A 21,929-nucleotide genomic window follows, 5' to 3' on the forward strand; every position below is an offset into this window, starting at 1 on the left:
AAGCGTCGCTATTCTTCCTGTAGCAATAAAAGATATAAAAGCGACTTATACAAACGAAGGCGAAAATGTATTCTCTATTGTTGACGGAAAGCATCCGAAGAATTCTAAGGATACAGAAATCAATCGATGGACTTCTTGGAACAAAAAGGGTGAAAAGCAAAGCATTGATTTTACCTTCGAGAAGCCTACTGATATAAAAGCCTTTTCGGTTTATTGGTATGACGACAACGGCGGAGTTCGTTTGCCGGATGTTTGGAACTTGGAGTATAAAGATGATAGAGGCTCTTGGAAGCCATTCCCATTATACAGTACCGATTCATATAGTTTGCTCAAAGATCAATTTAATCTTGTGCATTCTGATGGAGATTCTTTTGTTGTAGAAAGTATCAGATTGAATTTAACGCCAAAAGCCGACAGTGCAGTTGGTGTCTTGCAAGTGCGGTTTGATATTAAGTAATTAAGAAAATTAAAGATTACCATGATAGAAATAATGGACACAACCCTGAGAGATGGCGAACAAACATCGAGTGTTTCGTTCTCGGCTCAGGAGAAGATGAGTATAGCTCACTTGTTGCTGGTCGATCTCGGCGTAAATCGTATCGAGGTAGCATCGGCACGTGTTTCGAGTGGTGAGTTTGAAACTGTAAAAAAAATCGCTAATTGGGCAAAATCCGCAGGATATATAGATAATATTGAGATATTAGGATTTATAGATAAGGGAGCTTCGCTCAATTGGATAAAAGACACAGGATGTAAAACTATAAACCTGCTGACAAAAGGTTCGTATAAGCATGTGACCGAACAGCTCCGCAAAACGCCTGAACAACATCTTGATGATATTAAGGCTGAAGTGGAATTGGCTCAAAAATTGGGTATAACAGTTAATGTGTATCTCGAGGATTGGTCTAACGGAATTGTGAAATCCGAAGATTACGTCTATTATATGATGGATGGAATGAAGGATTTGCCGATAAAGCGATTTATGCTTCCCGATACTTTAGGAGTATTGAATCCACATAGCGTATGGCGCTGTTGTCGCCGGATGATAAACCGTTATAGCGACCTCCATTTTGACTTTCATGCTCACAACGACTATGATCTGGCTGTAGCGAATACGATGGTGGCGGCAGAAGTGGGAGTGAGAGGTGTGCATCTGACGATGAATGGACTGGGCGAACGAGCAGGAAATGCTTCTTTGGCTAGTGTAATTGCAGTTTTTCACGACCAATTGAAATTGAAGACTTCAATAAAAGAAGAAAATATAAATAGGGTCAGCCGTGTAGTAGAATCCTATTCGGGACAGGTAATATCTGCTAATCAGCCAATTGTGGGAGATAATGTCTTCACTCAGTGTGCCGGGATACATGCTGATGGGGATAATAAGAATAACTTGTATTATAACGATCTGTTTCCGGAACGTTTTGGCCGTGTGCGTGAATACGCATTAGGTAAATTGTCCGGTAAGTCTAATATACGAAAGAATATTGAGGCTTTGGGTATTGAACTCGACGAGGATGATATGACTAAAGTGACAAACCGAGTGATAGAACTGGGAGATAAAAAAGAAATTATTACGCAAGACGATTTGCCATATATCATTTCGGATGTCTTGAAAAATAACGAAAAGGAAAGAAAAATCAAGATATTGTCATTTGCATTTTTATTGACAAAGGGCTTACGTCCTACAGCTACGGTAAAAGTTGAGATTGAAGGGCAGGAACATGAATGGACTGCACCGGGGGACGGACAGTACCACGCCTTTTCGAAAGCCTTGTATAAGATATACTCACGTTTGGGTAAGCCGACCCCTACGTTAGTGAACTATGCTGTTTATATACCACCCGGCGGGCGTACCGATGCTTTGGTGCAAACGGTAATTACGTGGGAATTTAATGGAAAGACTTTCAAGACAAGAGGTCTTGATGCCGACCAGACAGAAGCAGCGGTAAAGGCTACCGAAAAGATGCTGAATATGATCGAAGATCTGTAAATGACTTTTCTGCAAATGAAAGGAGAGCGGATTGGATGGGTTGATATAGCAAAAGGCATGGGTATAATATGTGTTGTGATGGGGCATATATTTCAATACCAGATACTTTTTTAGGAAAATATAAGAATAAACAGATTCAAAAATAATTACAATTTTAAAATATAAATTGATGAAATTAAACATTGCAGTGCTCCCCGGAGACGGGATAGGTCCTGAAATTATAGAACAGGCATTGAGAGTGACAGAAGTAGTTTGTGAAAAATTTGGTCACGAACTATCTTATGAATATGGGATTGTTGGAGCTTCGGCAATCGATCAGGTAGGTAATCCGTATCCTGATGGAACGCATGAATTGTGTATGGCTTCTGATGCTGTGCTGTTTGGTGCAATAGGAGATCCTAAATATGACAACAACCCTTCGGCAAAAGTACGTCCCGAACAAGGACTTTTGGCTATGCGCAAAAAGTTGGGATTGTATGCTAATCTTCGCCCTGTAAGTACATTTCCTACACTAGTACATAAATCGCCCCTTCGTTCCGATTTGGTAGATGGTGCTGATTTTATGTGTGTGCGTGAATTAACGGGAGGTATGTATTTTGGTCGTCCGCAAGGACGTAGCGAAGACGGAGATACTGCTTATGATACTTGCGTATACACTCGTGAAGAAGTAGAGCGTATCCTTCATCTTTCATATAAATATGCTCAGATGCGTCGCAAAAAAGTGACAGTGGTAGATAAAGCGAATGTATTGGCTACTTCTCGTCTATGGAGGCAGGTTGCTCAGGAAATTGAAAAACAATATCCTGATGTGGAAACAGAATATATGTTTGTAGACAATGCAGCGATGCAGATTATTCAATGGCCTAAACGTTTTGATGTACTTGTTACAGAAAACTTGTTTGGAGATATACTTACCGACGAGGCTTCTGTAATTACCGGGTCGTTAGGCATGTTGCCATCAGCATCTATTGGTATTCATACATCTGTGTTTGAACCGATACATGGTTCATATCCTCAGGCAGCAGGCAAGAATATAGCAAATCCATTAGCCACAATTCTTTCGGCAGCAATGATGTTCGAATATGCATTCGAACTGAAAGAAGAAGGTAAGCTGATTCGTGAGGCTGTTAATGCATCTATGGATGCAGGAGTAGTAACTGAGGATATTGCATCGAAAGAAGGAAAAGCTTATTCTACATCGCAAGTAGGCGACTGGATTGTAAATTACTTGAAGGCATAAAATCTTTTTCTAAGATACTGTGAAGAGGCTGTTCGTTGCGGACAGCCTCTTTTTTATATAAAGCCAGGATATCAAAACTTTGATAATATAGAGTGTGGTTTTGGGTTAAGATACTTCTAAATTCTTTTATTAATAACAATTCCTCATCAATATTACCGCTTCTTTCAAAAGCTTTTATATATTTGTCTTATATTGTGTCTAAGATACATAATGCGTGAATGCAATTTTTACAATACATACAATTTAGAGTTATTAATTTATTCTTTTTAATATGATGAAGACATTGAGATATTTAGGATATGTCATGGCTGCATTTCTAGCTATGGCATCTTGTACTAGTGATACAGAATCTTCAGTTGTTAAGGAACAAAGTTTATATCCTTATTTTGCTGTTATATCCGATATACATGTTGGACGTCCCGATTCTAAAGAAAAAATAATTAAAACGCTGAAGCTTATTCAGAGTGGCGACAAGCAGCTGGACGGAATATTTGTAGTAGGGGATATTACAGATCAGTCAACAGAAAACCAATACAACGGACTAATACAACTCTTTGACGCTCACGTACCGAAGTCAACACCGGTTTATTATATGCTCGGCAATCACGATCAGGTATGGCTGGATGGTGATCCCGAAGCCCGATATTTAAGTAAACTGAAACAACCTTTACATCAATATGTAGAAATAAAAGGATTTCCATTTATTACAATAAGCGTTAGGAGTATGACTTCATATCTATTCTATACTCAGAAAGAGGTTGATTTTCTATCTGCTGCATTGGAAGATGCCAGCAAGAAATATCCAAACAGTCCCGTATTCGTATTTGCCCATGCAGGAGTTACAAATACTGTATATGGTACAGGTTGGAACGAAGGATGGGGCGTTTCTCATTTAGCTTCGGTACTCGAAAAATATCCACAGGTTGTTTTATTTTCGGGACACTCTCACTTTCCGATAGGAGACCCTCGGTCTATCCATCAATCAAAATTCACATCAGTAAACCTAGGGAGTGTTACTTATAGTGAAATCGAAGCAGGCTTTTCAGAGGGAGAGCACCCCCCGGGGAACGGTTATGTGACAGAAGCAGTTATAGTTTCCGTAAATGAAGACATGAGTGTAAAATTACAGAAATTGGATACATACCGAAATGAAGCAATACTTCCCGATTGGATTTTATGGGCTCCGCACAATGGTACAATGTTTACTTATGCCAACCGTAATGGAGGAAGTGCTCCTTCTTTTAAAAATGCTGATAAGCCGACAATAAGTGAAATAAAAGCGAATAGTTGTAAGGTGGCATTTCCACAAGCTACCGACAATGAAGTTGTACATCATTATATTCTAAAAGTTGTAAACAGTGATGGAAATGTATTTAAGCAAATGACACTGTTTTCTCGCTTCTATCTCAATAGTGATATGCCTGAGAGCCTTGATACAAATATTACAGACTTGCAACCGGCTACAAAGTATACAATAAAAGTGATAGCAGTAGATTCGTACAAAAACAAGTCGACGGAAATAACAAGTGCTGAGTTTATAACCAATAGCATATAACAGGCTACTTTCAATGTACTCTTTTTCATTTAATATTTGTCGATTGTGGTCTTCTATAAAATATTACTTTCATAAACATTAGGAAAAAAGATGTAGAATATTTATCTTTGCACCGCTTTTATAAGCCCGTACGTGTGATGGGAATAAGGAAGCAATCCTTAATTTGAGTAACACAATTTAAAATTAAAAGATGAAAACGTTTGAATTAAAAGGAGAAGCCAGAACAGATCTTGGCAAAAAAGCGACAAAAGCATTTCGCAAAGAGGACAAAATCCCTGCTGTAATTTATGGTGGAGACCAAACTGAAGCAATTGCTTTTACTGTTACAAACAGCGATGTTCGCAAACTTGTTTATACTCCTGAAATTTTCCTTGTAAACCTAACAATAGGGAAAGACAGTTATAAAGCTATATTGAAAGATGTACAGGTACATCCGGTAACAGATGCTATCTTGCACCTTGACTTCCTCCATGTATTTGAAGGCAAACCAATTGTAATGGACGTTCCTGTTATTTTGGACGGACTTGCAGAAGGTGTAAAAGCAGGGGGTAAACTTTCACTTGACTTGCGTAAGATTAAAGTAAAAGCTCTTTACGATAAGATCCCTGAGAAAGTACACGTTGATGTAACAAATCTTGCTCTTGGAAAATCTATCCAGGTAGGTGAACTACACTTCGAAGGACTTGAACTGTTAAATGCTAAAAATGCTGTTGTTTGTCGCGTTCAATTGACTCGTGCTGCAAGAGGTCTTGCTGCTAAAAACGGCTAATAATAGGATATATTGAATGAAATACTTGATTGCCGGCCTCGGTAATATTGGTAGAGAATACGAATATACCCGCCACAATATAGGATTCAGAGTATTGGACGCTTTAGCTAAAGCGTCCAATATTGTTTTTGCTGACAGGCGTTATGGCTTTGTGTCTGAACTAAAGGTCAAAGGACGTACTCTTATTCTGCTAAAGCCATCTACTTTTATGAATCTTAGCGGAAATGCTGTTCGTTATTGGCTCAACCAAGAAAAGATACCGATAGAAAATCTTTTGGTTGTTGTAGATGATCTTGCTTTGCCTTTTGGTTCTTTACGTCTCAAAGGAAAAGGCAGTAGTGCCGGACATAACGGACTGGGTAATATACAATCTGTTCTTGGTACTCAAGATTATGCCCGCCTACGCTTTGGTATAGGTAACGAATTTTCTCGGGGTGGTCAAGTCGGCTATGTGCTCGATAATTTCACTGACGAAGAGGAAAAAGAGCTTCCAGTGAAACTGGAAACCTGTGGCGAAATAATCAAAAGCTTTTGTCTGGCAGGTATCAACAATACCATGAACCAATACAATAATAAATAAACCAAAGAAGTTAGAAACGGATATCTTTCGTCTCTAATATATAACTTTGATAAATGAAGTGAAGCTGGTCTTGTTTACGGACGTACTGGCAAAATTCTGATTTTATTATGAAAGAACCTAAAAACGAAGTACGTATAGACAAATGGCTGTGGGCTGTTCGTCTTTTCAAAACTCGTTCTATAGCAATAGAAGCATGTAAAAAAGGACGTGTCTCGATCAAAGGAGTTACTATAAAACCCTCTCGATCAATTAAAGTAGGTGATGTGATAGAAGTGCGACGTCCTCCGGTTACTTATTCCTTTGAAGTCCTCAACCTTTCGGAAAACAGAATGGGTGCGAAGCTTGTGCCCGAATTTATGAAAGATGTGACATCTGCATCTCAACTTGAAATATTAGAAATGTCTAAGGTGAGTGGTTTTGTAGATAGAGCCAGAGGAACAGGGCGACCAACAAAAAAAGATCGTCGAGAGTTAGATCAGTTTACTGAGGATTACTCTTTTTTTGATGATTGGGATTTGGAAGATTAAAAGCAGAAATTATTCTTCGAAACTTATTCCTTGCAGAACACACTCTTATGAAATAGTAATTCATTATACCATCAAAAACTTTCTTATTTATATTTGTTCTTATTTATAATTCTATATCTTTGTTACCATAATTGGTGTTATATATTCGAAGTCTTGGATATATAATGAAAAGGGAATCAGGTGTAAATCCTGAACAGTCGCGCTGCTGTAAGCTTCGCTAAACGTTTATACAAATCCTCAAAGCCACTGTTTTTCATAAACGGGAAGGTCGTATAAAACGGAAGTAAGTCAGAAGACCTGCCAAAAAAATAAATTTCATCTTTCGCGAAAAAAGATAGAAAGCTCAAGAGATTTTTCTCTGATTATAGAAAATTGATTTTGGTTGAAGTATTTATACTATGATCTCTTGCAATGTCATATTTCGGTATCTGCAAATGAGGTTGTATATTTTAAATAAACCTTCTCCTGATCTTATTATATATTCAATAACAATAAAAACTTACAACAATGAAAAAGATATGTCAAAGATGTTCGGCCGCTTTCAGCTGTAGAGAAGATCGCGTAGAATTGTGTAGCTGCCGTAGAGTTTCTTTAGTTTCAGGGGTGCGCGATTATATAAAAGATAACTATAGTGACTGCCTTTGTCCTAAGTGTTTAAGCGAAACAAATACTTACTTTTTTGCCTTTGATGTTAATCCTAAATTCATAAAAGACAAAAAATAAAGTATTTATAAGCAACACCAATACAAGGTAATAGCAAAAACTTATTTTTAATTTACAATTTATTATAAATTTAGTCTTTAATTCGTTTAATTGTATAGGTAAGTTTCCTTAAATTTGATGTTGGAAAACAACGCAGTTTGAATGTTTTCAAATCAAGTATTGAAGTTTGCAATCTCCTGTCACAAATGGAGATAGGAGATTGCAAATCGATATCGAACCAGATAGAAATAATAACTATAATAAATAAAATTAAACATGTTACAAGAGTTTACTTTAGGCGAAGGAAAGGCGATTATCAACTTCACTCTTAAGTTTTGCGACACGAGGCAAAAAATATTAAATAGTTACGGTTTTCATCGGGTTATTGAAGCTTTTATACAAAGATTGAAAAAGAATGATGTCATTATCTACGATTATTATATCAAAGAATTCAAGACTGACGAAGAATTTCAAAAAACATTGATAGAAGCATTTAAGCTACTTACTGTATGTAATCCCGATGAGGTGCAAAATGTACATAACAAGTATGCTATCTTCTTCAACGATAAAGATTTATTTATAGAGCTTATAGAGCTTCTCTATGGCTTCTGGCGTAGAATGGAACGTTATACTATAGTGCATAACAATTCCATCAGCAGCGGGTTGCAAAGTGTACGTTTCTTGCATGCCAACGAGTTGTTCAATGAATTGGTACTTTCTATCTACCGCCGCATTCAAGAAACCGTAATGGGGTATCAGCATCTTGTGTATCGCCAGCTTACCGCAGGTGCAAATGCAGGGTTAACTCTTAGTGACATTACTTGGAACTGCCCAATAGAATACAATGGGTTGACTTCTATTCCGTTCATTACTTCTGTTATGTTTAAACCTCCGTTTATTTCGTATACAAAAAGAAATACACGCGACGGCATTTTTCAAGAACATACGACAAATCCTGTAGAAAATATTATACTGAATGAAGATGACTGGTTCTTATTTCCTGCTAAAGTAGGGAATATGCTGACCTTTGTTTATTTCCACAAGGATTATATGGTTCACGGATTTGCCTTATCCAATCTTTTTGAACTAGCTAAAGCCGGTGAATATATCGGTAAAAAACCCGATATAATATACGTGTTCGGATATCCTGATGGAATAGAAGAGAAACGTACTTTCTACTATAAGGATAAGAAAAATGATATTCTTATCGGTTACGCTAATCATTGCGACGATATCGACTATTTTGGCTATATGAAAAAAATGCTTCTTACACTTCATAACGTGAAGCAAATGGAGCAAGGGCGATTGCCGCTACACGGAGCTATGGTAAATATATTACTCAAGAATGGTACAGAAGCCAATATCGTTATTATAGGAGATAGTGGTGCCGGAAAATCTGAAAGTTTGGAAGCTTTCCGTACGCTTAATGAGAAATATATACGTCATATGCGCATTGTATTTGACGATATGGGTTACCTCAAAAAAGAAGAAGATGGTACGATTAAGGGGTATGGAACCGAAATCGGAGCATTTGTCCGTATCGACGACCTTGACCCTATGTATGCGTTCCAGCAGTTAGAGAGAGGTATCTATTCTAATCCTGACAAAATAAATGCTCGCATTACAATTCCTGCTGCAACATACGATGTTATCTCTAAAGGATATAAAGTAGATTATATCTTATATGCGAATAACTATACTGAATCTGCTCAGAAGATTGAGTTTTTTGATAATCTCGACGAAGCGATTAAAATATTTGAAGCCGGAGCCCGCAAAGCAAAAGGTACTACGACCGAAAATGGTTTGGTAACATCCTATTTTGCCAATCCTTTTGGCCCTGTACAAGAAAAGGAGCTTGCAGGCAAGCTGATCAAAGAATTCTTTAATGATATGAATAACAATGGTGTAAAAATAGGAGAGATATATACCTCGCTTGCTATTGACGGACATACTAAGGATGGACCTCAATTGGCAGCAGAAGAGTTGTTTACAATGATAAATAATGATTAAGTGGAGTGGAGATGAGTTAAGTATTAGCTCGTCTCTTTCTTCGATAAAATTTGCCTGACTACTCAACGCTTACTTAAACTTTTGATAATGTATGGCGTTAAATATTATAACGGAGAAAAATACAACTAATAATTAGAATAAACCTATGAACAATATGCAACAATCCTTGATGCACGACAATATCAAGATGCTTGGCCACTTGCTCGGAAAAACGATCAATGAGGCGAAAGGACAAGATATGGTCGACCTCATAGAAACAATCCGCAGGCTATCTAAAGCATCACACTCGGGTGATATTGAAGCACATAAATCGTTGGTTAAGACATTGCAAAATCTTAGGGATGAGGAGTTCTTGCCTGTAGCACGTTCTTTCAACCAGTTTCTTAACCTTACAAATACGGCAGAACAATATAATAGTATCTCTCCCCACGCACAAGGGGCTGAGAACCCGGTTAATTTTTCTGCAGTATATGAAAAGCTTAAAGCCGCTAACTATAGCGATAGCGATATAATCAAAGCAATAGAAGATATATCTATCGATTTGGTTTTAACAGCTCACCCTACAGAAATAAATAGACGCTCGTTGATCAATAATCTGAATCAAGTAGATCAATGCCTCAAGCTACTGGATCATGATGATTTGATCGAACATCAGAAAGTACAAATATTGCGCAGGCTCAAACAACTGATCGCTCAATATTGGTATACTGATGAAATTCGTCAGAATCGTCCTACTCCCAACGAAGAAGCAAAATGGGGATACGATGTAGTAGAGAATAGCCTTTGGGCTGCTGTACCTGCTTACATCCGAGAACTGGATCAGCAAATAAGAAATACACTTGCATATCGTATTCCGATCGATGCGCGTCCTATACATTTTTCATCATGGATGGGGGGCGACCGTGACGGGAATCCGAATGTGACAGCCAAAGTTACACATGATGTACTACTTGATAGCCGCCGCCGTGCTGCAACTCTTTTCTTATCAGATATAGAAATACTGGTGAAAGAACTATCAATGGCAACCTGTACGCTCGAATTCAGAAACTACATAGGAAACTATGAAGTACAAGAGCCGTATCGTGAGCTAATGAAAAAGTTGCGTACACAGCTTCGTAATACTATAGCTTACCTTGATGCCCGTATAGCAGGTAAAAATCCTGAACTAACAGAGGATATTCTCTACTATAATGAGCAATTATGGGAACCTTTGCATGAATCTTATAAGTCGTTAGTGGCTTGCAAGATGGATATTATAGCCGATGATAAGCTATTGGATACCATGCGCAGGGTTAAATGCTTCGGGCTTACTCTTGTACAAATAGATGTTCGTCAGGAAAGTACAATTCATACTGAGACAATCTCAGAGATTACCCGTTATTTAGGATTAGGAGATTATGAAACATGGTCGGAAGATGAGAAGCAAGCTTTTCTTATCAGAGAGCTAAACTCTAAACGTCCTTTGGTTCCAAAAAATTGGGAGCCAAGTCCTCAAACGAAAGAAGTGCTGCAAACATGCAAAGTTATAGCAGAAACTCCTGAAGGGGTAATACCTACCTACATTATATCGATGACACGTACTCCGTCCGATATATTGGCGGTTTATTTGTTGTTGAAAGAAGCTGAGTGTCCTTATATATTACCCGTAACACCATTGTTTGAAACACTGAATGACCTCAATAATGCCAATGGTATTATGCAGCAATTGTTTAATATTAGTTGGTACAGAGGTGTTATCAAGAGCAAACAAATGATAATGATCGGTTACTCTGACTCAGCCAAAGACGCAGGATCTATTGCTGCCGGATGGGCACAATACAGTGCACAAGAAGCTTTGATCAAAAGCTGTCAAGAAGCGGGAGTATGCTTGACCTTATTCCATGGACGTGGTGGTACTGTCGGACGTGGAGGAGGACCTGCCAAAGTTGCTCTTTTCTCTCAGCCTCCGGGCTCATTAAAAGGCGGTTTGCGTGTAACAGAACAGGGCGAAATGATCCGCTTCAAATTAGGTATACCCGATCTGGCTATAAAAACGCTGGCTTTATATACTGATGCAATCTTAGAAGCCAACTTACTTCCGCCACCTGCACCAAAACAGGAGTGGAGAGACCTTATGAATAAGATGTCGGATATTTCTTGTACTATATATCAAGATACTGTACACAGGAATCCTGACTTTATTCCGTATTTTTATCAGGCAACCCCTGAGGCCGAGCTTGCTCGTTTGCCATTAGGTTCGCGACCGGCGAAACGTCGTCCCAATGGTGGCGTTGAAAGTTTGCGTGCCATTCCTTGGATATTTGGATGGACACAAAACAGGTTAATGCTTCCGGCATGGCTTGGAGCGGGAGAGGCCCTTCAGCAAGTTATAGATGAAGGGAATGTAGAGATATTAAAAACCATGTACAAAGATTGGCCTTTCTTCGGAACAAGGATTAATATGTTGGAAATGGTATTTGCCAAAGCAGACCCTCGTATATCGGCATATTATGACGAAAGGTTAGTGGAAGACAGGTTGCAAGATTTAGGGAAAAGGCTTAGGGCGCAGTTAGAGGGTGCAATAAAATCTACATTGAGAATATCTCAGGATGAATACTTGATGGAGAGCCTACCCGATATAGCAGAGAATATTGCAATGCGAAATATATATACCAATCCGTTGAATCTGTTGCAGGTAGAATTGCTTCATCGTTCGAGACAAGACAGTGAGCATTCTCCCGAACTGGAACTGGCACTGATGATCACAATATCGGGTATTGCCGCCGGAATGCGAAACACAGGATGATAACATTGTGATAAAATATATAGATTGTAAAAGCTCATAAAAATCAAAATATTTTTATTCGTAGAAAATGCTTAATCCATGTTTAAAAATTTGATCTTTATGGGTTTTTACTTTAATTTCGTATAGATAAATAATTATATCATGCAATATAAAATAGTGGCTCCAAAGGCCATAAATTCAACAATAGCACTGCCTGCATCTAAAAGCATAAGCAACAGAGCTCTTATTCTGAACGGTCTAAGTTTAAATGCTTCAACTCTGGAAAATCTTTCCGACTGTGATGATACGCAAGTTATGATAGAAGCCTTCCGTTCAGGCAGCAGCCTGATTGATGTAAAGGCTGCCGGTACATCTATGCGTTTCCTTACAGGATTGTTAGCTATAACACCCGGAGAATGGATAATAACAGGTACAGAACGTATGCAGGAACGTCCTATTAATATTCTAGTAGAAGCTCTTACTTCATTGGGAGCCCGCATTTCATATATTGCGAATATTGGATATCCTCCCCTAAAGATAAAGGGTACGGCACTGGATGGTGGTGACATATATTTGTCGGGAGATGTCAGTTCTCAGTTTATATCAGCACTTCTGATGATTGCCCCTACAATGAGTAAAGGGTTGACAATCCATTTAGAAGGAGATATTATATCCATCCCGTATATAAAAATGACATTGGGAATGATGTCTCAGTTTGGCGTAAAAGCACACTGGGAAGATAAAATAATCCGTATCCATCCACAAGAATACAGACCGACTCATTATGTAGTAGAGTCTGATTGGTCTGCTGCTTCATATTGGTACGAAATGGCTGCGTTAACAGACAATGCGCATATAGAACTGAAAGGATTGTTCAAAGAAAGTATGCAAGGCGACTCTAAAGTATCCGAGCTGTTTTTGGATTTAGGTGTTAATACCGAATTCACTGAAAACGGCGTTATATTGACTAAGTCGGATAGAATAACAAAGAAGATGTTCCATAATTTTGTGAATGAGCCCGATTTGGCACAAACCTTTGTTGTAACTTGTTGTATGATGAATATTCCTTTTATGTTTACAGGATTACAAAGCCTAAAGATAAAAGAAACAGACCGCATAGAAGCATTAAAAGCTGAAATGAAAAAGCTGGGATATCTTATTTATGACAGTCAAAACAGTATTCTCGAATGGAATGGTGAAAGATGTGAGCCAGAAACAGAAGCTGTTATCCGTACATACGAAGATCATCGCATGGCGATGGCTTTTGCTCCGGCTGCAATAAAAATGGGGCATATCAATATGGCTCATCCGAATGTAGTTACCAAGTCATATCCAAATTATTGGAATGACCTGAAAACTGTAGGATTTACGATAGAGGAAAAATAATATATCAATCTAAACGATATCCGAATTGGCGAAGTATGTTATCTCTGCTTCGCCAATCTTTTTCTACCTTGACGAATATTTGCAAGAATACTTTTTTATCAAAAAAACGCTCAATATCTTTCCGTGCCATTGTACCGAGTTTCTTCAAGGCTGCACCTTGATGTCCGATAACAATTCCTTTTTGTGTGTCACGCTCTACAATGATAAGAGCTCTTATATTTATTATATCTTTTTCTTCTTTAAACTCTTCAACAACGACTTCTACCGAATATGGAATTTCCTTTTGGTAATAAAGAAGAATTTTCTCACGAATAATCTCTGTTACAAAGAATCGGGCAGGGCGATCGGTTAATGCATCTTTCTCAAAATAAGGTGGTGATTCGGGAATAAGGTCTATAATCCGTTTCTTGACCACATCTGCGTTAAACTTGTTCAATGCCGAAATCGGATATATTTCCGCATTGGGAAGTAGTTCTTTCCACCGCAAGACCAAGTCTTCCAATTCTTTCTGATTTGTTTGATCTATTTTATTAATCAAAAGCAAAACAGGCGCTTCTACACCTTGTACTTTCTTTAGAAACTCTTCGTTTTTGTCTATTTTTTCGACAACATCAGTCATATATAGTAAGACATCAGCATCACTTAATGCAGATTCCGAGAAGTTAAGCATCGACTCCTGCAACTTGTAATTGGGACGCAAAACACCCGGAGTATCAGAATAAACAATCTGATATTCATCGGTATTCACTATTCCTAAAATACGATGACGAGTGGTCTGAGCTTTAGAAGTAATAATTGATACTTTTTCACCGACCAACAGGTTCATCAACGTTGATTTACCTACATTGGGGTTGCCTACTATATTTACAAATCCTGATTTATGCATTTTTATTTTTTATGTTTTTAGAATACGGCTGTCGAACTTAGCATTTCGGGTGTCATCCATTTGCCTTGTGCTTTCATCACTTGCTCTATGACATCACGGGCAACACCATCTCCGCCATTTTTATGCGAAATATATTGGGCTACACTTTTTATCTCAGGTGCAGCATTTGCCGGGGCAACAGCCAACCCTACAGCCTGCATTACCTGATAGTCTGGCAAGTCGTCGCCTGCATATATGATCTCTTCGGCTTTATAGCCTGTTTTTTCCATATAGTCGTTGAGGTCATTTATCTTAACCCTCGATTTGAGGTAAATATCATTAACCCCCAACCTGTTGAAGCGAAGACGAATATTATCTGTATCTGCTCCTGTGATAATGGCCACACTATAGCCGGCTTTTACTGCAAGGTTGATAGCATATCCATCTTTTATATTTACCATCCTTACCGGTGACCCATCTGAAGACAAAGGTATTGAATCGGGAGATAAAACACCATCAACATCAAATATAAATGCTTTTATTTTCTTCAAATCGTAATTTATTGTACTCATTATATGTCTTTTTTACCAAACCGATGAATACTTTCACTCATCAGTTTATAAATTTGTTTTATTTCGTCATCATCAATTAGCGACAAATGCTTCTCCATCACATTTTCATCGAAGCGTACAGCCGGACCTGTTTGGGCTTCTTCGGGAGATAAAGAATGTACTTTCAAGGCAGTTTCGTCAATCAACGGTAAGGCAATATCGAACGGCAAGTTTACTTTAGCCAAAACCCGTTTAGATAAAGTGTACATATGATTCGTAAAGTTGCAAGCAAATACTCCTGTAAGGTGAAGATACTTTCGCTCTTCTGTTGATAATTCTAATATTTGGGTTGACAACTGAGATGCTATGCTTTTTAGTTTTTCCAATGCTTGATTATCCGAAGCCTCCAGAAATATTGGAATGTCCGCCCAGGCAACTTTTCTATCTTTACTAAATGTTTGAAACGGATACAGTACTCCATATCGAGAAGTATATCCTTTAAAGACATTTATAGACATACTACCGGCTGTATGTGCCCATAAGCCATTATTTGACGGAAGACTAGCAATCAATTCGTCTAAAACAGAATCTTTTACCGAAAATATATATAAGTCAGCATCGCAGACAGCTAATGATATATCTGTAATAGGCGCAGCATCCACTTCCTTGGCCAAAGCGGAGGCAGAAGCTAATGTTCGGCTATAGACTTGTACAATATCAAAAGATTTGCTGTACAGCTCTTTTGCAAATTGTGTTGCAACATTTCCTGCTCCTATCAATACTACTTTCATTAGTTCTTCTTTTTGGCACTCAATACCATTGCCACTCCGGCAACGATCAATAACCCCGGAACAATAAGATTAGAATAATTATGCATCCAACCAAAGAACGTATCAGCATTAAGCAGTACTCCTATACCTAGGAATATCCAACCTAAAACTCTCTTAGGCTGAGTGAATAAGAACACAATCCCTGCTATAAGCAAAAAAGAACCTACTCCTATTAGTCTGTCTGCATAAGGTATTTTACTTAATACGTCTAACTTGTCCAGCATAAATAAAATACCGAAGATAAGTATGGTTATCCCATACGACAAACGGTCGTTTGACTTGCTATTAGTGGCCATAAGTAGCTATTCTATTATTTGATTTATATTAAAATTTCCGATATGCACTTTCTCCCATTGTAACTTTTCTTCGTCGATAGGAGAACGCTCTTGCGCTTTATTCCCAAATACTATAACAGAAAGCACCTGCAGCTGTATCGGTATATTAAATAAGCTCTTGATATAGTCATTAGAAGCTTCCTCTTCTTCTGTATATCGCTCTCTGATTTGTATCCAACAACTTCCCAATCCCAAATCTTCCGCTTGTAGCTGCATCATGATGGAAGCAATAGACGCATCTTCTATCCACACGTCGCTTGTTAATGGATCTGCCATAACTATAATAGCTAAAGCACAACCTTCTATCGGTTTACTCCCCGACTTTTTGCATAGCGACAGCTTCTTTAGCATTTCTTTATCTTCTACTAATAGAAACTGCCAAGGATTTTTACTCTTTGATGAAGGCGACTTTAGCCCCGCCTTGAGAATAGTCTCTACTTGCTGAGGTTTCAATGGTTCATCTGTAAATTTACGAATACTCCGACGATTTGTTACCAAATCTTGAAAATTATTCATAAGTCAATATGGTTTATAAATTCTTATTTTATTAATTGGTTTTACTCTCCGGACATATAAATTAACGGCGAGTCAATTCTTCAACTTCCTTTTCAATCTCACTGACCGATTTTACACCTTCGGTACTGCTTTTTCTAAGGAGTATATTCAGTGTTTGCATGATCAGTTTGATGTCTAAGGCATACGAATAGCCGTTGATATACAGCAGATCATATTTTAGTTTATCCCTTACCGATGTATTATATTTACCTTGCACTTGTGCCAAACCTGTAAGACCGGCTTTAACCCTATGACGCAATTTATATTCAGGCATCTCGGCACAGAACTGTTCTACAAAGAATGGTCGTTCAGGACGTGGCCCTACTATGCTCATATCGCCTATCAGTATATTGTAAATCTGAGGTATTTCGTCCAATCTGGTAGCACGTAGGAAGTGTCCGAGTTTAGTTATCCGGCAGTCAACATCTTGAGCTAATACAGGACCTGAGGCAGCTTCTGCATTTTCGACCATTGTCCGAAATTTATATATCTTGAAAACTTTGTTGTCACGCGTTATGCGTTCTTGTGCATAAAATGCCGATCCTCCGCCTATTTTTAAAGCCAAATAGACAAATATGAATGGAATAGATAAAACAATCAGCCCCAAAATTCCTAAGAATACATCCGTTAGTCGTTTAAAAAGCTCATTACTTTGTCCCAGTCCTAACTCTCTCACATCTAAAACCGGCGAATCGTCTATTTGCAGGAAATTTGCATTAAATTGGAGTATCTCCGAATTTTTAGGCTGGTATAATACCGTACGGTTACGCTCTATGCAATATAAGATAATATGTTGTTTCTGCTCTTCGGAAACATCTTCGGTAATGAACGTTATATCGCATTCGTTGATATAGTTATATAAATTAAGATGATCAGGTGAGCAAACATGTTTCAAGTTAGACCATATTCCTTTTGCCTCCAATAATTTGTATGCTAGAGGTTGAGACTTCTCATAGCCAATAACGAGTACCGATTTTCCCTTATTCAGGCGAAAGTGCATTCTATTGGCAAAAAAGTGCCAGAACGTGATTGCTGCAATCTGCATGGCATAGGCAGTAAGAAGAATACTTCGGGGGAATGCAAATTCTCTGGCCAAGAAGCTTATAGCCATTGTGCAAAACAGTAGAGAGACTATAACCAGAAATACGGTGTACCCTATACCCAAAAAAGAAAAATCTTTTGGTTTATCTAATTCAAATATATGGCTTAAGATTAGATAGCAAATACCAATATACGGCCAGATAGCAACAAACGAAAACCAGTTTTCGGAGAAGTTGTCAAGGCTATCTTTAAAAATGTAGAAAGACCAAATTATCGAACCATATACGATGGCTAAATCCAACAAAGGTATTAAAATCTTTAATCCCCTGTATCCAAATATTTTTTCCAAAAATCTATTCATTCAGCTGAATATAATAATTTTTCAAGGAAAAAATGCTACTTCTTCTTCGATTTTGCTTTTGTTTTAGTAGCAGGTTTCTCTCCGGTTGCCTTCACTATTTTCATTGCTGCATCAAAATCTAAATCAGCAGGCACTACACCTTTCGGAATTTTATAGTTTGTTTTTTGATACGCAATATATGGACCGTATCGGCCATTTAATATTTGTAAATCTGCGTCCTCAGTAAAAGTCTTTATTATCTTTTCAGCGTCTTTTTGGCGTTTATCTTCAATTAAAGAAATCGCACTATCTAAATCAACACTGTAAGGATCATATCCTTTAGGCAAAGATATAAACTTTCCGTTATGTTTTATATACGGGCCAAATCTTCCTGTACCAACACTAACATCTTTACCTTCAAACTCACCAACCGAACGAGGTAGCTCGAATAATTTCAAAGCTTCTTCTAGTGTAATAGTTGTGATAGATTGTGTTTTTTGTAATCCGGCAAACTGAGGTTTTTCTTCTTCTTCCTGAACACCAATTTGTACCATTGGCCCGAAGCGTCCGATCTTTACAGATACCTGACGTCCCGATTTCGGATCAACACCCAGTATACGTTCTCCTACTTTATGATCTGTTTGAGTATTTGTTGCAGATTCTACAATAGGATGAAATACTTTGTAAAATTTATCTATAAGTTTTGTCCAGTTTTCTTCACCTTCGGCGATCTGGTCAAATTCTTTTTCTATATTGGCAGTAAAATTATAGTCTAATATCCCCGGAAAATATTCGATAAGGAAATCATTTACAACCACTCCTGTATCAGTAGGGATAAGCTTGCCCTTGTCTGTACCTGTGATTTCAGTTTTCTGTGTATCCGATATTTTTTCTTTTTTGAGGGCTAAGATATTATACTGACGTTCTGTTCCTTCTATATTCGACTTCTCTACATACTCACGGTTCTGTATCGTAGAGATAGTTGGTGCATAAGTAGACGGACGACCTATACCAAGCTCTTCCAGCTTACGAACAAGAGATGCTTCACTATAGCGACTAGGACGTTGTGTAAATCGTTCTGTGGCTGTCGCCTCTTTCATTTGTAGTGCATCCTGAACTTTTACAGGAGGAAGCAGGCTTGTTTCATTATCTATAATTTCTTCATCAGTACCTTCAAGATATACATGCAAGAACCCGTCAAATTTAATAACCTCTCCAACTGCTGAGAATTTCATATCTTTCTCATTAGAGATACTTACCGTTACAGTGGTTTTCTCCAATTCTGCATCAGCCATTTGAGATGCAATAGTCCTCTTCCATATCAGTTCGTATAGCTTCTTCTCTTGTGCAGTACCCGATATTGAGTGTTCATTTATATATGTAGGACGGATGGCCTCATGTGCCTCTTGTGCTCCTTTAGATTTTGTTGAGAAATGGCGAACTTTTGAATATTGCTTACCATATTCAGCTTCAATTTCATTTTTGGTCGTGTTAATTGCCAAGCTCGACAAATTAACCGAATCGGTACGCATATAAGTTATTTTCCCCGACTCGTATAATTTCTGAGCAACCATCATTGTCAGCGAAACAGGGAAGCCTAGTTTACGAGATGCTTCCTGTTGCAAGGTTGAAGTCGTAAAGGGTGCCGCCGGAGATTTTTTCATCGGTCTTGTCTCTACATCTTCAACTTTGAAGCTTGCTTCTTTAAGTTTTTCAAGAAGGTTTAGAGCTTCTTGCTTGGTTTTAAGTCGCTTGCTGAGTTCTGTCTTTATTTCGTACTGAGAGCCATTGTCTTCTTTTGTGAAAATGGCAATCACTCGATAAGATGCTTCCGATTTGAATTGTTGTATTTCTCTTTCACGTTCAACAATCAATCTTACAGCTACCGACTGAACACGTCCAGCTGATAGTGCCGGCTTCACTTTGCGCCATAGTACGGGCGACAATTCGAACCCTACAATGCGGTCAAGGACGCGACGCGCTTGTTGTGCATCTACGAGATTGATGTCTATTGTTCGAGGATTTTCTATAGCATTCAGAATTGCATCTTTCGTAATTTCGTGGAAAGCAATTCTTTTTGTTTTATTCTCTTCAAGCTTTAATGTCTTATACAGATGCCATGATATAGCTTCTCCCTCACGGTCTTCATCGGAAGCAAGCCATACAAGGTCTGCCTCTTTCGCCGCTTTTTTCAGTTCATCGACAACTTTCTTTTTGTCGGAAGGTATCTCATATATGGGAGTATAATTGTTCTCCAGGTCTATGCCTAAATCTTTTTTCTTTAGGTCTCTAATATGTCCGTAACTAGACATAACTTTAAAATCTTTCCCTAAAAATTTCTCGATAGTTTTGGCTTTCGCCGGAGACTCAACAATAACTAAATTTTTCTGCATACAATTAAATCAAGGCTTGTGTTATATTCAAGCATACTAAACGTAGTGTACTCGAATAATACATTCTCTTTTGAACGGCAAAAGTAGTGATTTTGTTTTAAATAGCAGAATAAAAATAATCTTAATGCCGTAATTTATTGATTTTTTGTATTGAAAATCAATAAAAAAGAAGTCATGTCTAAATTCTTTAAGCTTTTATCCGGAGTTATCCTAACAATTTAATTGAATAAAATAGGTTTTGATTCTATAGAAAAGTCTGAATAGCCGAACTCTTCAAAATTGTATGTGGATAAAATTCTCTTTACTATATTTATGAATGCAGGATAGTCATATATAATGAAGTCGATATACGAAAAATGAAAGCCTGTAGCGCCTCCTATCGTATTGGCAATACCATAGGGTACAGTTTCTTCAACGATCTTGTCTTCTATCTCTCCTCTGAAATTTATTATGTCTTCGCCAGGCACATTTATATTTTCAAAGAATGTGAAACCAAATATGACTCCGTCTTGCTTTGCTTCATTAAAACGAGCGGTCTTTTTCCCATAGAAATCATTGAGGATGGAAGAGCAAGAGGTGTATCCCGAAAAAATATCTTCTCGCAAAGTCCAATCACTATTTTCTTTTGGTTCTATACGATATCCGGTATATATTTCGGTTGGATTATCAAATTTAGGCCAATTGTTTTCTTCTATTGTTTTGTTTATAAAAGATCTTAAATCTGTTATTTTTACAGTTTGCTTTTTGCTATTTTCGTTCACAAAAACAATAGAGCCAATATATTCCATTGTATACAACTCTCCTATGAACTGATCTAAATATATAAAGAGCATAGAGTAACGTTGGTCTTCGTCAAGATCCATCAGTTTGGATGAATATATTTCAATATTCACTTTGGGTCTTTCGTTCTCAATTTCGGGATAGATTTCAATATCATTTTCTCCGATTTCTATGCCATACATTGTAAGTGTAGAACCAGCTTTAGCATGTGCCGGTTTGGATGAATAGAAATTCCATTTCTCCCACAGTTCTTGTGGAGCATGTTGTAGCCAGTAGTGTAATTGTATCAGGCGAGAGCGATTTCCTTCAGGAGTTAATATTAATTCATACTTTCCCTCATTGTTTATCCCCATTTCGAAGTAGATTTTATGGAAAGCGATTTGTAATATGCTGTCGACAAAGTTTAGTAGAGTTTCTCCCTCAACTTTATTATTCATCATTTCTCTTATCTGACTTTCTTCTTCCGAAAAAGAACTCCAGAATTTAGCAACTCTATTTTTGAATGAATTTTGCATGTAGTTAATTTTTTATTGTATGGATTTACTATTTTTTAGTAATGTTAATATGTTTACGTAAAAATAGACTGTAAATCAAAGATAGATAATAAAAACTCATTCTCAAATACTCTTGATAACACTTGGTAACACTAAGTAGTAAAACGGAAACACATCATAAGCTTGCTGTTATCTACTTTTGCTATACAAAACGAATATAAT

At 37.7% G+C, this 21,929-nt stretch carries 18 protein-coding genes, 1 pseudogene and 1 riboswitch; of the genes and pseudogenes, 11 read left to right on the forward strand and 8 right to left on the reverse strand.

All coding sequences use genetic code 11. The features are described from left to right. The 11 genes and pseudogenes from LDB17_RS03675 to LDB17_RS03725 all read left to right on the forward strand — a co-directional run. Positions 1-457, forward strand: a pseudogene (locus LDB17_RS03675) (hypothetical protein); the annotation flags it as partial. Between the two features lie 21 nt (positions 458-478). Further along, positions 479-1,990, forward strand: coding sequence for an alpha-isopropylmalate synthase regulatory domain-containing protein (locus LDB17_RS03680; protein ID WP_252638883.1), 1,512 nt, complete (start codon positions 479-481; stop codon positions 1,988-1,990). A 169-nt stretch (positions 1,991-2,159) separates the two neighbouring features. Next, positions 2,160-3,230 (forward strand): 3-isopropylmalate dehydrogenase, encoded by a 1,071-nt coding sequence (leuB, locus tag LDB17_RS03685; protein WP_252638885.1) that lies wholly within the window; start codon positions 2,160-2,162, stop codon positions 3,228-3,230. Positions 3,231-3,501: 271 nt separating this feature from the next. Next, positions 3,502-4,785 (forward strand): metallophosphoesterase, encoded by a 1,284-nt coding sequence (locus tag LDB17_RS03690; protein ID WP_252638887.1) that lies wholly within the window; start codon positions 3,502-3,504, stop codon positions 4,783-4,785. A 190-nt stretch (positions 4,786-4,975) separates the two neighbouring features. Next, a complete protein-coding gene (locus tag LDB17_RS03695; RefSeq protein WP_252638888.1) occupies positions 4,976-5,554 on the forward strand; it encodes a 50S ribosomal protein L25/general stress protein Ctc in 579 nt (192 codons plus the stop codon). A gap of 16 nt (positions 5,555-5,570) precedes the next feature. Then, complete coding sequence (gene pth / locus LDB17_RS03700; protein ID WP_252638890.1) at positions 5,571-6,134, forward strand: aminoacyl-tRNA hydrolase; 564 nt, start codon at positions 5,571-5,573, stop codon at positions 6,132-6,134. Positions 6,135-6,241: 107 nt separating this feature from the next. Then, positions 6,242-6,661 carry an RNA-binding S4 domain-containing protein gene (locus LDB17_RS03705; RefSeq protein ID WP_252638892.1) on the forward strand — a complete coding sequence of 140 codons (420 nt, stop codon included), beginning with the start codon at positions 6,242-6,244 and terminating at the stop codon, positions 6,659-6,661. Positions 6,662-6,776: 115 nt separating this feature from the next. Then, positions 6,777-6,981: riboswitch (cobalamin riboswitch) on the forward strand. Between the two features lie 187 nt (positions 6,982-7,168). Further along, positions 7,169-7,384, forward strand: coding sequence for a cysteine-rich CWC family protein (locus LDB17_RS03710; RefSeq protein WP_135105086.1), 216 nt, complete (start codon positions 7,169-7,171; stop codon positions 7,382-7,384). Between the two features lie 255 nt (positions 7,385-7,639). Further along, positions 7,640-9,373, forward strand: coding sequence for a phosphoenolpyruvate carboxykinase (locus tag LDB17_RS03715; RefSeq protein ID WP_252638893.1), 1,734 nt, complete (start codon positions 7,640-7,642; stop codon positions 9,371-9,373). Between the two features lie 154 nt (positions 9,374-9,527). Then, entirely contained in the window at positions 9,528-12,158 is a 2,631-nt protein-coding gene (ppc, locus tag LDB17_RS03720) for a phosphoenolpyruvate carboxylase (protein WP_306540518.1), read from the forward strand. 141 nt (positions 12,159-12,299) lie between these two features. After that, on the forward strand, positions 12,300-13,523 hold the full coding sequence (locus LDB17_RS03725) for a 3-phosphoshikimate 1-carboxyvinyltransferase (protein WP_252638896.1): 1,224 nt from the start codon (positions 12,300-12,302) through the stop codon (positions 13,521-13,523). Between the two features lie 4 nt (positions 13,524-13,527). On the opposite strand, the gene era is transcribed toward LDB17_RS03725, so the two are convergent. The 8 genes from era to LDB17_RS03765 form a co-directional block, all read right to left on the reverse strand. Beyond that, on the reverse strand, positions 13,528-14,409 hold the full coding sequence (gene era, locus LDB17_RS03730) for a GTPase Era (protein ID WP_252638898.1): 882 nt from the start codon (positions 14,407-14,409) through the stop codon (positions 13,528-13,530). 17 nt (positions 14,410-14,426) lie between these two features. Then, complete coding sequence (locus LDB17_RS03735) at positions 14,427-14,960, reverse strand: HAD family hydrolase (protein WP_252638899.1); 534 nt, start codon at positions 14,958-14,960, stop codon at positions 14,427-14,429. Further along, the gene (locus LDB17_RS03740) at positions 14,960-15,730 is read right to left on the reverse strand and encodes a Rossmann-like and DUF2520 domain-containing protein (protein ID WP_252638900.1); all 771 of its coding nucleotides are present in this window, start codon (positions 15,728-15,730) and stop codon (positions 14,960-14,962) included. The genes LDB17_RS03735 and LDB17_RS03740 overlap by 1 nt, the downstream gene beginning before the upstream one ends. Continuing rightward, positions 15,730-16,065, reverse strand: a complete 336-nt coding sequence (locus tag LDB17_RS03745; RefSeq protein ID WP_135105092.1) for a hypothetical protein — start codon at positions 16,063-16,065, stop codon at positions 15,730-15,732. Before LDB17_RS03745 ends, LDB17_RS03740 begins: the two co-directional genes overlap by 1 nt. A 6-nt stretch (positions 16,066-16,071) precedes the next feature. Then, on the reverse strand, positions 16,072-16,620 hold the full coding sequence (locus LDB17_RS03750; RefSeq protein ID WP_252638901.1) for a nitroreductase family protein: 549 nt from the start codon (positions 16,618-16,620) through the stop codon (positions 16,072-16,074). 61 nt (positions 16,621-16,681) lie between these two features. Beyond that, positions 16,682-18,061: a sugar transferase gene (locus LDB17_RS03755; protein WP_252638902.1), complete on the reverse strand. Its 1,380-nt coding sequence runs from the start codon at positions 18,059-18,061 to the stop codon at positions 16,682-16,684. A 35-nt stretch (positions 18,062-18,096) separates the two neighbouring features. Further along, positions 18,097-20,433, reverse strand: a complete 2,337-nt coding sequence (gene topA / locus LDB17_RS03760; RefSeq protein WP_252638904.1) for a type I DNA topoisomerase — start codon at positions 20,431-20,433, stop codon at positions 18,097-18,099. Between the two features lie 218 nt (positions 20,434-20,651). Then, on the reverse strand, positions 20,652-21,728 hold the full coding sequence (locus tag LDB17_RS03765; protein WP_252638905.1) for a hypothetical protein: 1,077 nt from the start codon (positions 21,726-21,728) through the stop codon (positions 20,652-20,654). Positions 21,729-21,929: the final 201 nt, after the last annotated feature.

The sequence above is a fragment of the Dysgonomonas sp. Shenzhen-Wh21 genome, assembly GCF_043392705.1.
Taxonomy (GTDB): domain Bacteria; phylum Bacteroidota; class Bacteroidia; order Bacteroidales; family Dysgonomonadaceae; genus Dysgonomonas.

Coding starts and splice junctions, on each gene's coding strand:
- LDB17_RS03725 (WP_252638896.1), top strand. CDS start 12,300: ATGCAATATAAAATAGTGGCTCCAAAGGCCATAAATTCAACAATAGCA.
- LDB17_RS03695 (WP_252638888.1), top strand. CDS start 4,976: ATGAAAACGTTTGAATTAAAAGGAGAAGCCAGAACAGATCTTGGCAAA.
- LDB17_RS03710 (WP_135105086.1), top strand. CDS start 7,169: ATGAAAAAGATATGTCAAAGATGTTCGGCCGCTTTCAGCTGTAGAGAA.
- LDB17_RS03705 (WP_252638892.1), top strand. CDS start 6,242: ATGAAAGAACCTAAAAACGAAGTACGTATAGACAAATGGCTGTGGGCT.
- ppc (WP_306540518.1), top strand. CDS start 9,528: ATGCAACAATCCTTGATGCACGACAATATCAAGATGCTTGGCCACTTG.
- topA (WP_252638904.1), bottom strand. CDS start 20,433: ATGCAGAAAAATTTAGTTATTGTTGAGTCTCCGGCGAAAGCCAAAACT.
- pth (WP_252638890.1), top strand. CDS start 5,571: ATGAAATACTTGATTGCCGGCCTCGGTAATATTGGTAGAGAATACGAA.
- LDB17_RS03755 (WP_252638902.1), bottom strand. CDS start 18,061: ATGAATAGATTTTTGGAAAAAATATTTGGATACAGGGGATTAAAGATT.
- LDB17_RS03745 (WP_135105092.1), bottom strand. CDS start 16,065: ATGGCCACTAATAGCAAGTCAAACGACCGTTTGTCGTATGGGATAACC.
- LDB17_RS03740 (WP_252638900.1), bottom strand. CDS start 15,730: ATGAAAGTAGTATTGATAGGAGCAGGAAATGTTGCAACACAATTTGCA.
- LDB17_RS03735 (WP_252638899.1), bottom strand. CDS start 14,960: ATGAGTACAATAAATTACGATTTGAAGAAAATAAAAGCATTTATATTT.
- leuB (WP_252638885.1), top strand. CDS start 2,160: ATGAAATTAAACATTGCAGTGCTCCCCGGAGACGGGATAGGTCCTGAA.
- LDB17_RS03750 (WP_252638901.1), bottom strand. CDS start 16,620: ATGAATAATTTTCAAGATTTGGTAACAAATCGTCGGAGTATTCGTAAA.
- LDB17_RS03715 (WP_252638893.1), top strand. CDS start 7,640: ATGTTACAAGAGTTTACTTTAGGCGAAGGAAAGGCGATTATCAACTTC.
- LDB17_RS03690 (WP_252638887.1), top strand. CDS start 3,502: ATGATGAAGACATTGAGATATTTAGGATATGTCATGGCTGCATTTCTA.
- LDB17_RS03680 (WP_252638883.1), top strand. CDS start 479: ATGATAGAAATAATGGACACAACCCTGAGAGATGGCGAACAAACATCG.
- era (WP_252638898.1), bottom strand. CDS start 14,409: ATGCATAAATCAGGATTTGTAAATATAGTAGGCAACCCCAATGTAGGT.
- LDB17_RS03765 (WP_252638905.1), bottom strand. CDS start 21,728: ATGCAAAATTCATTCAAAAATAGAGTTGCTAAATTCTGGAGTTCTTTT.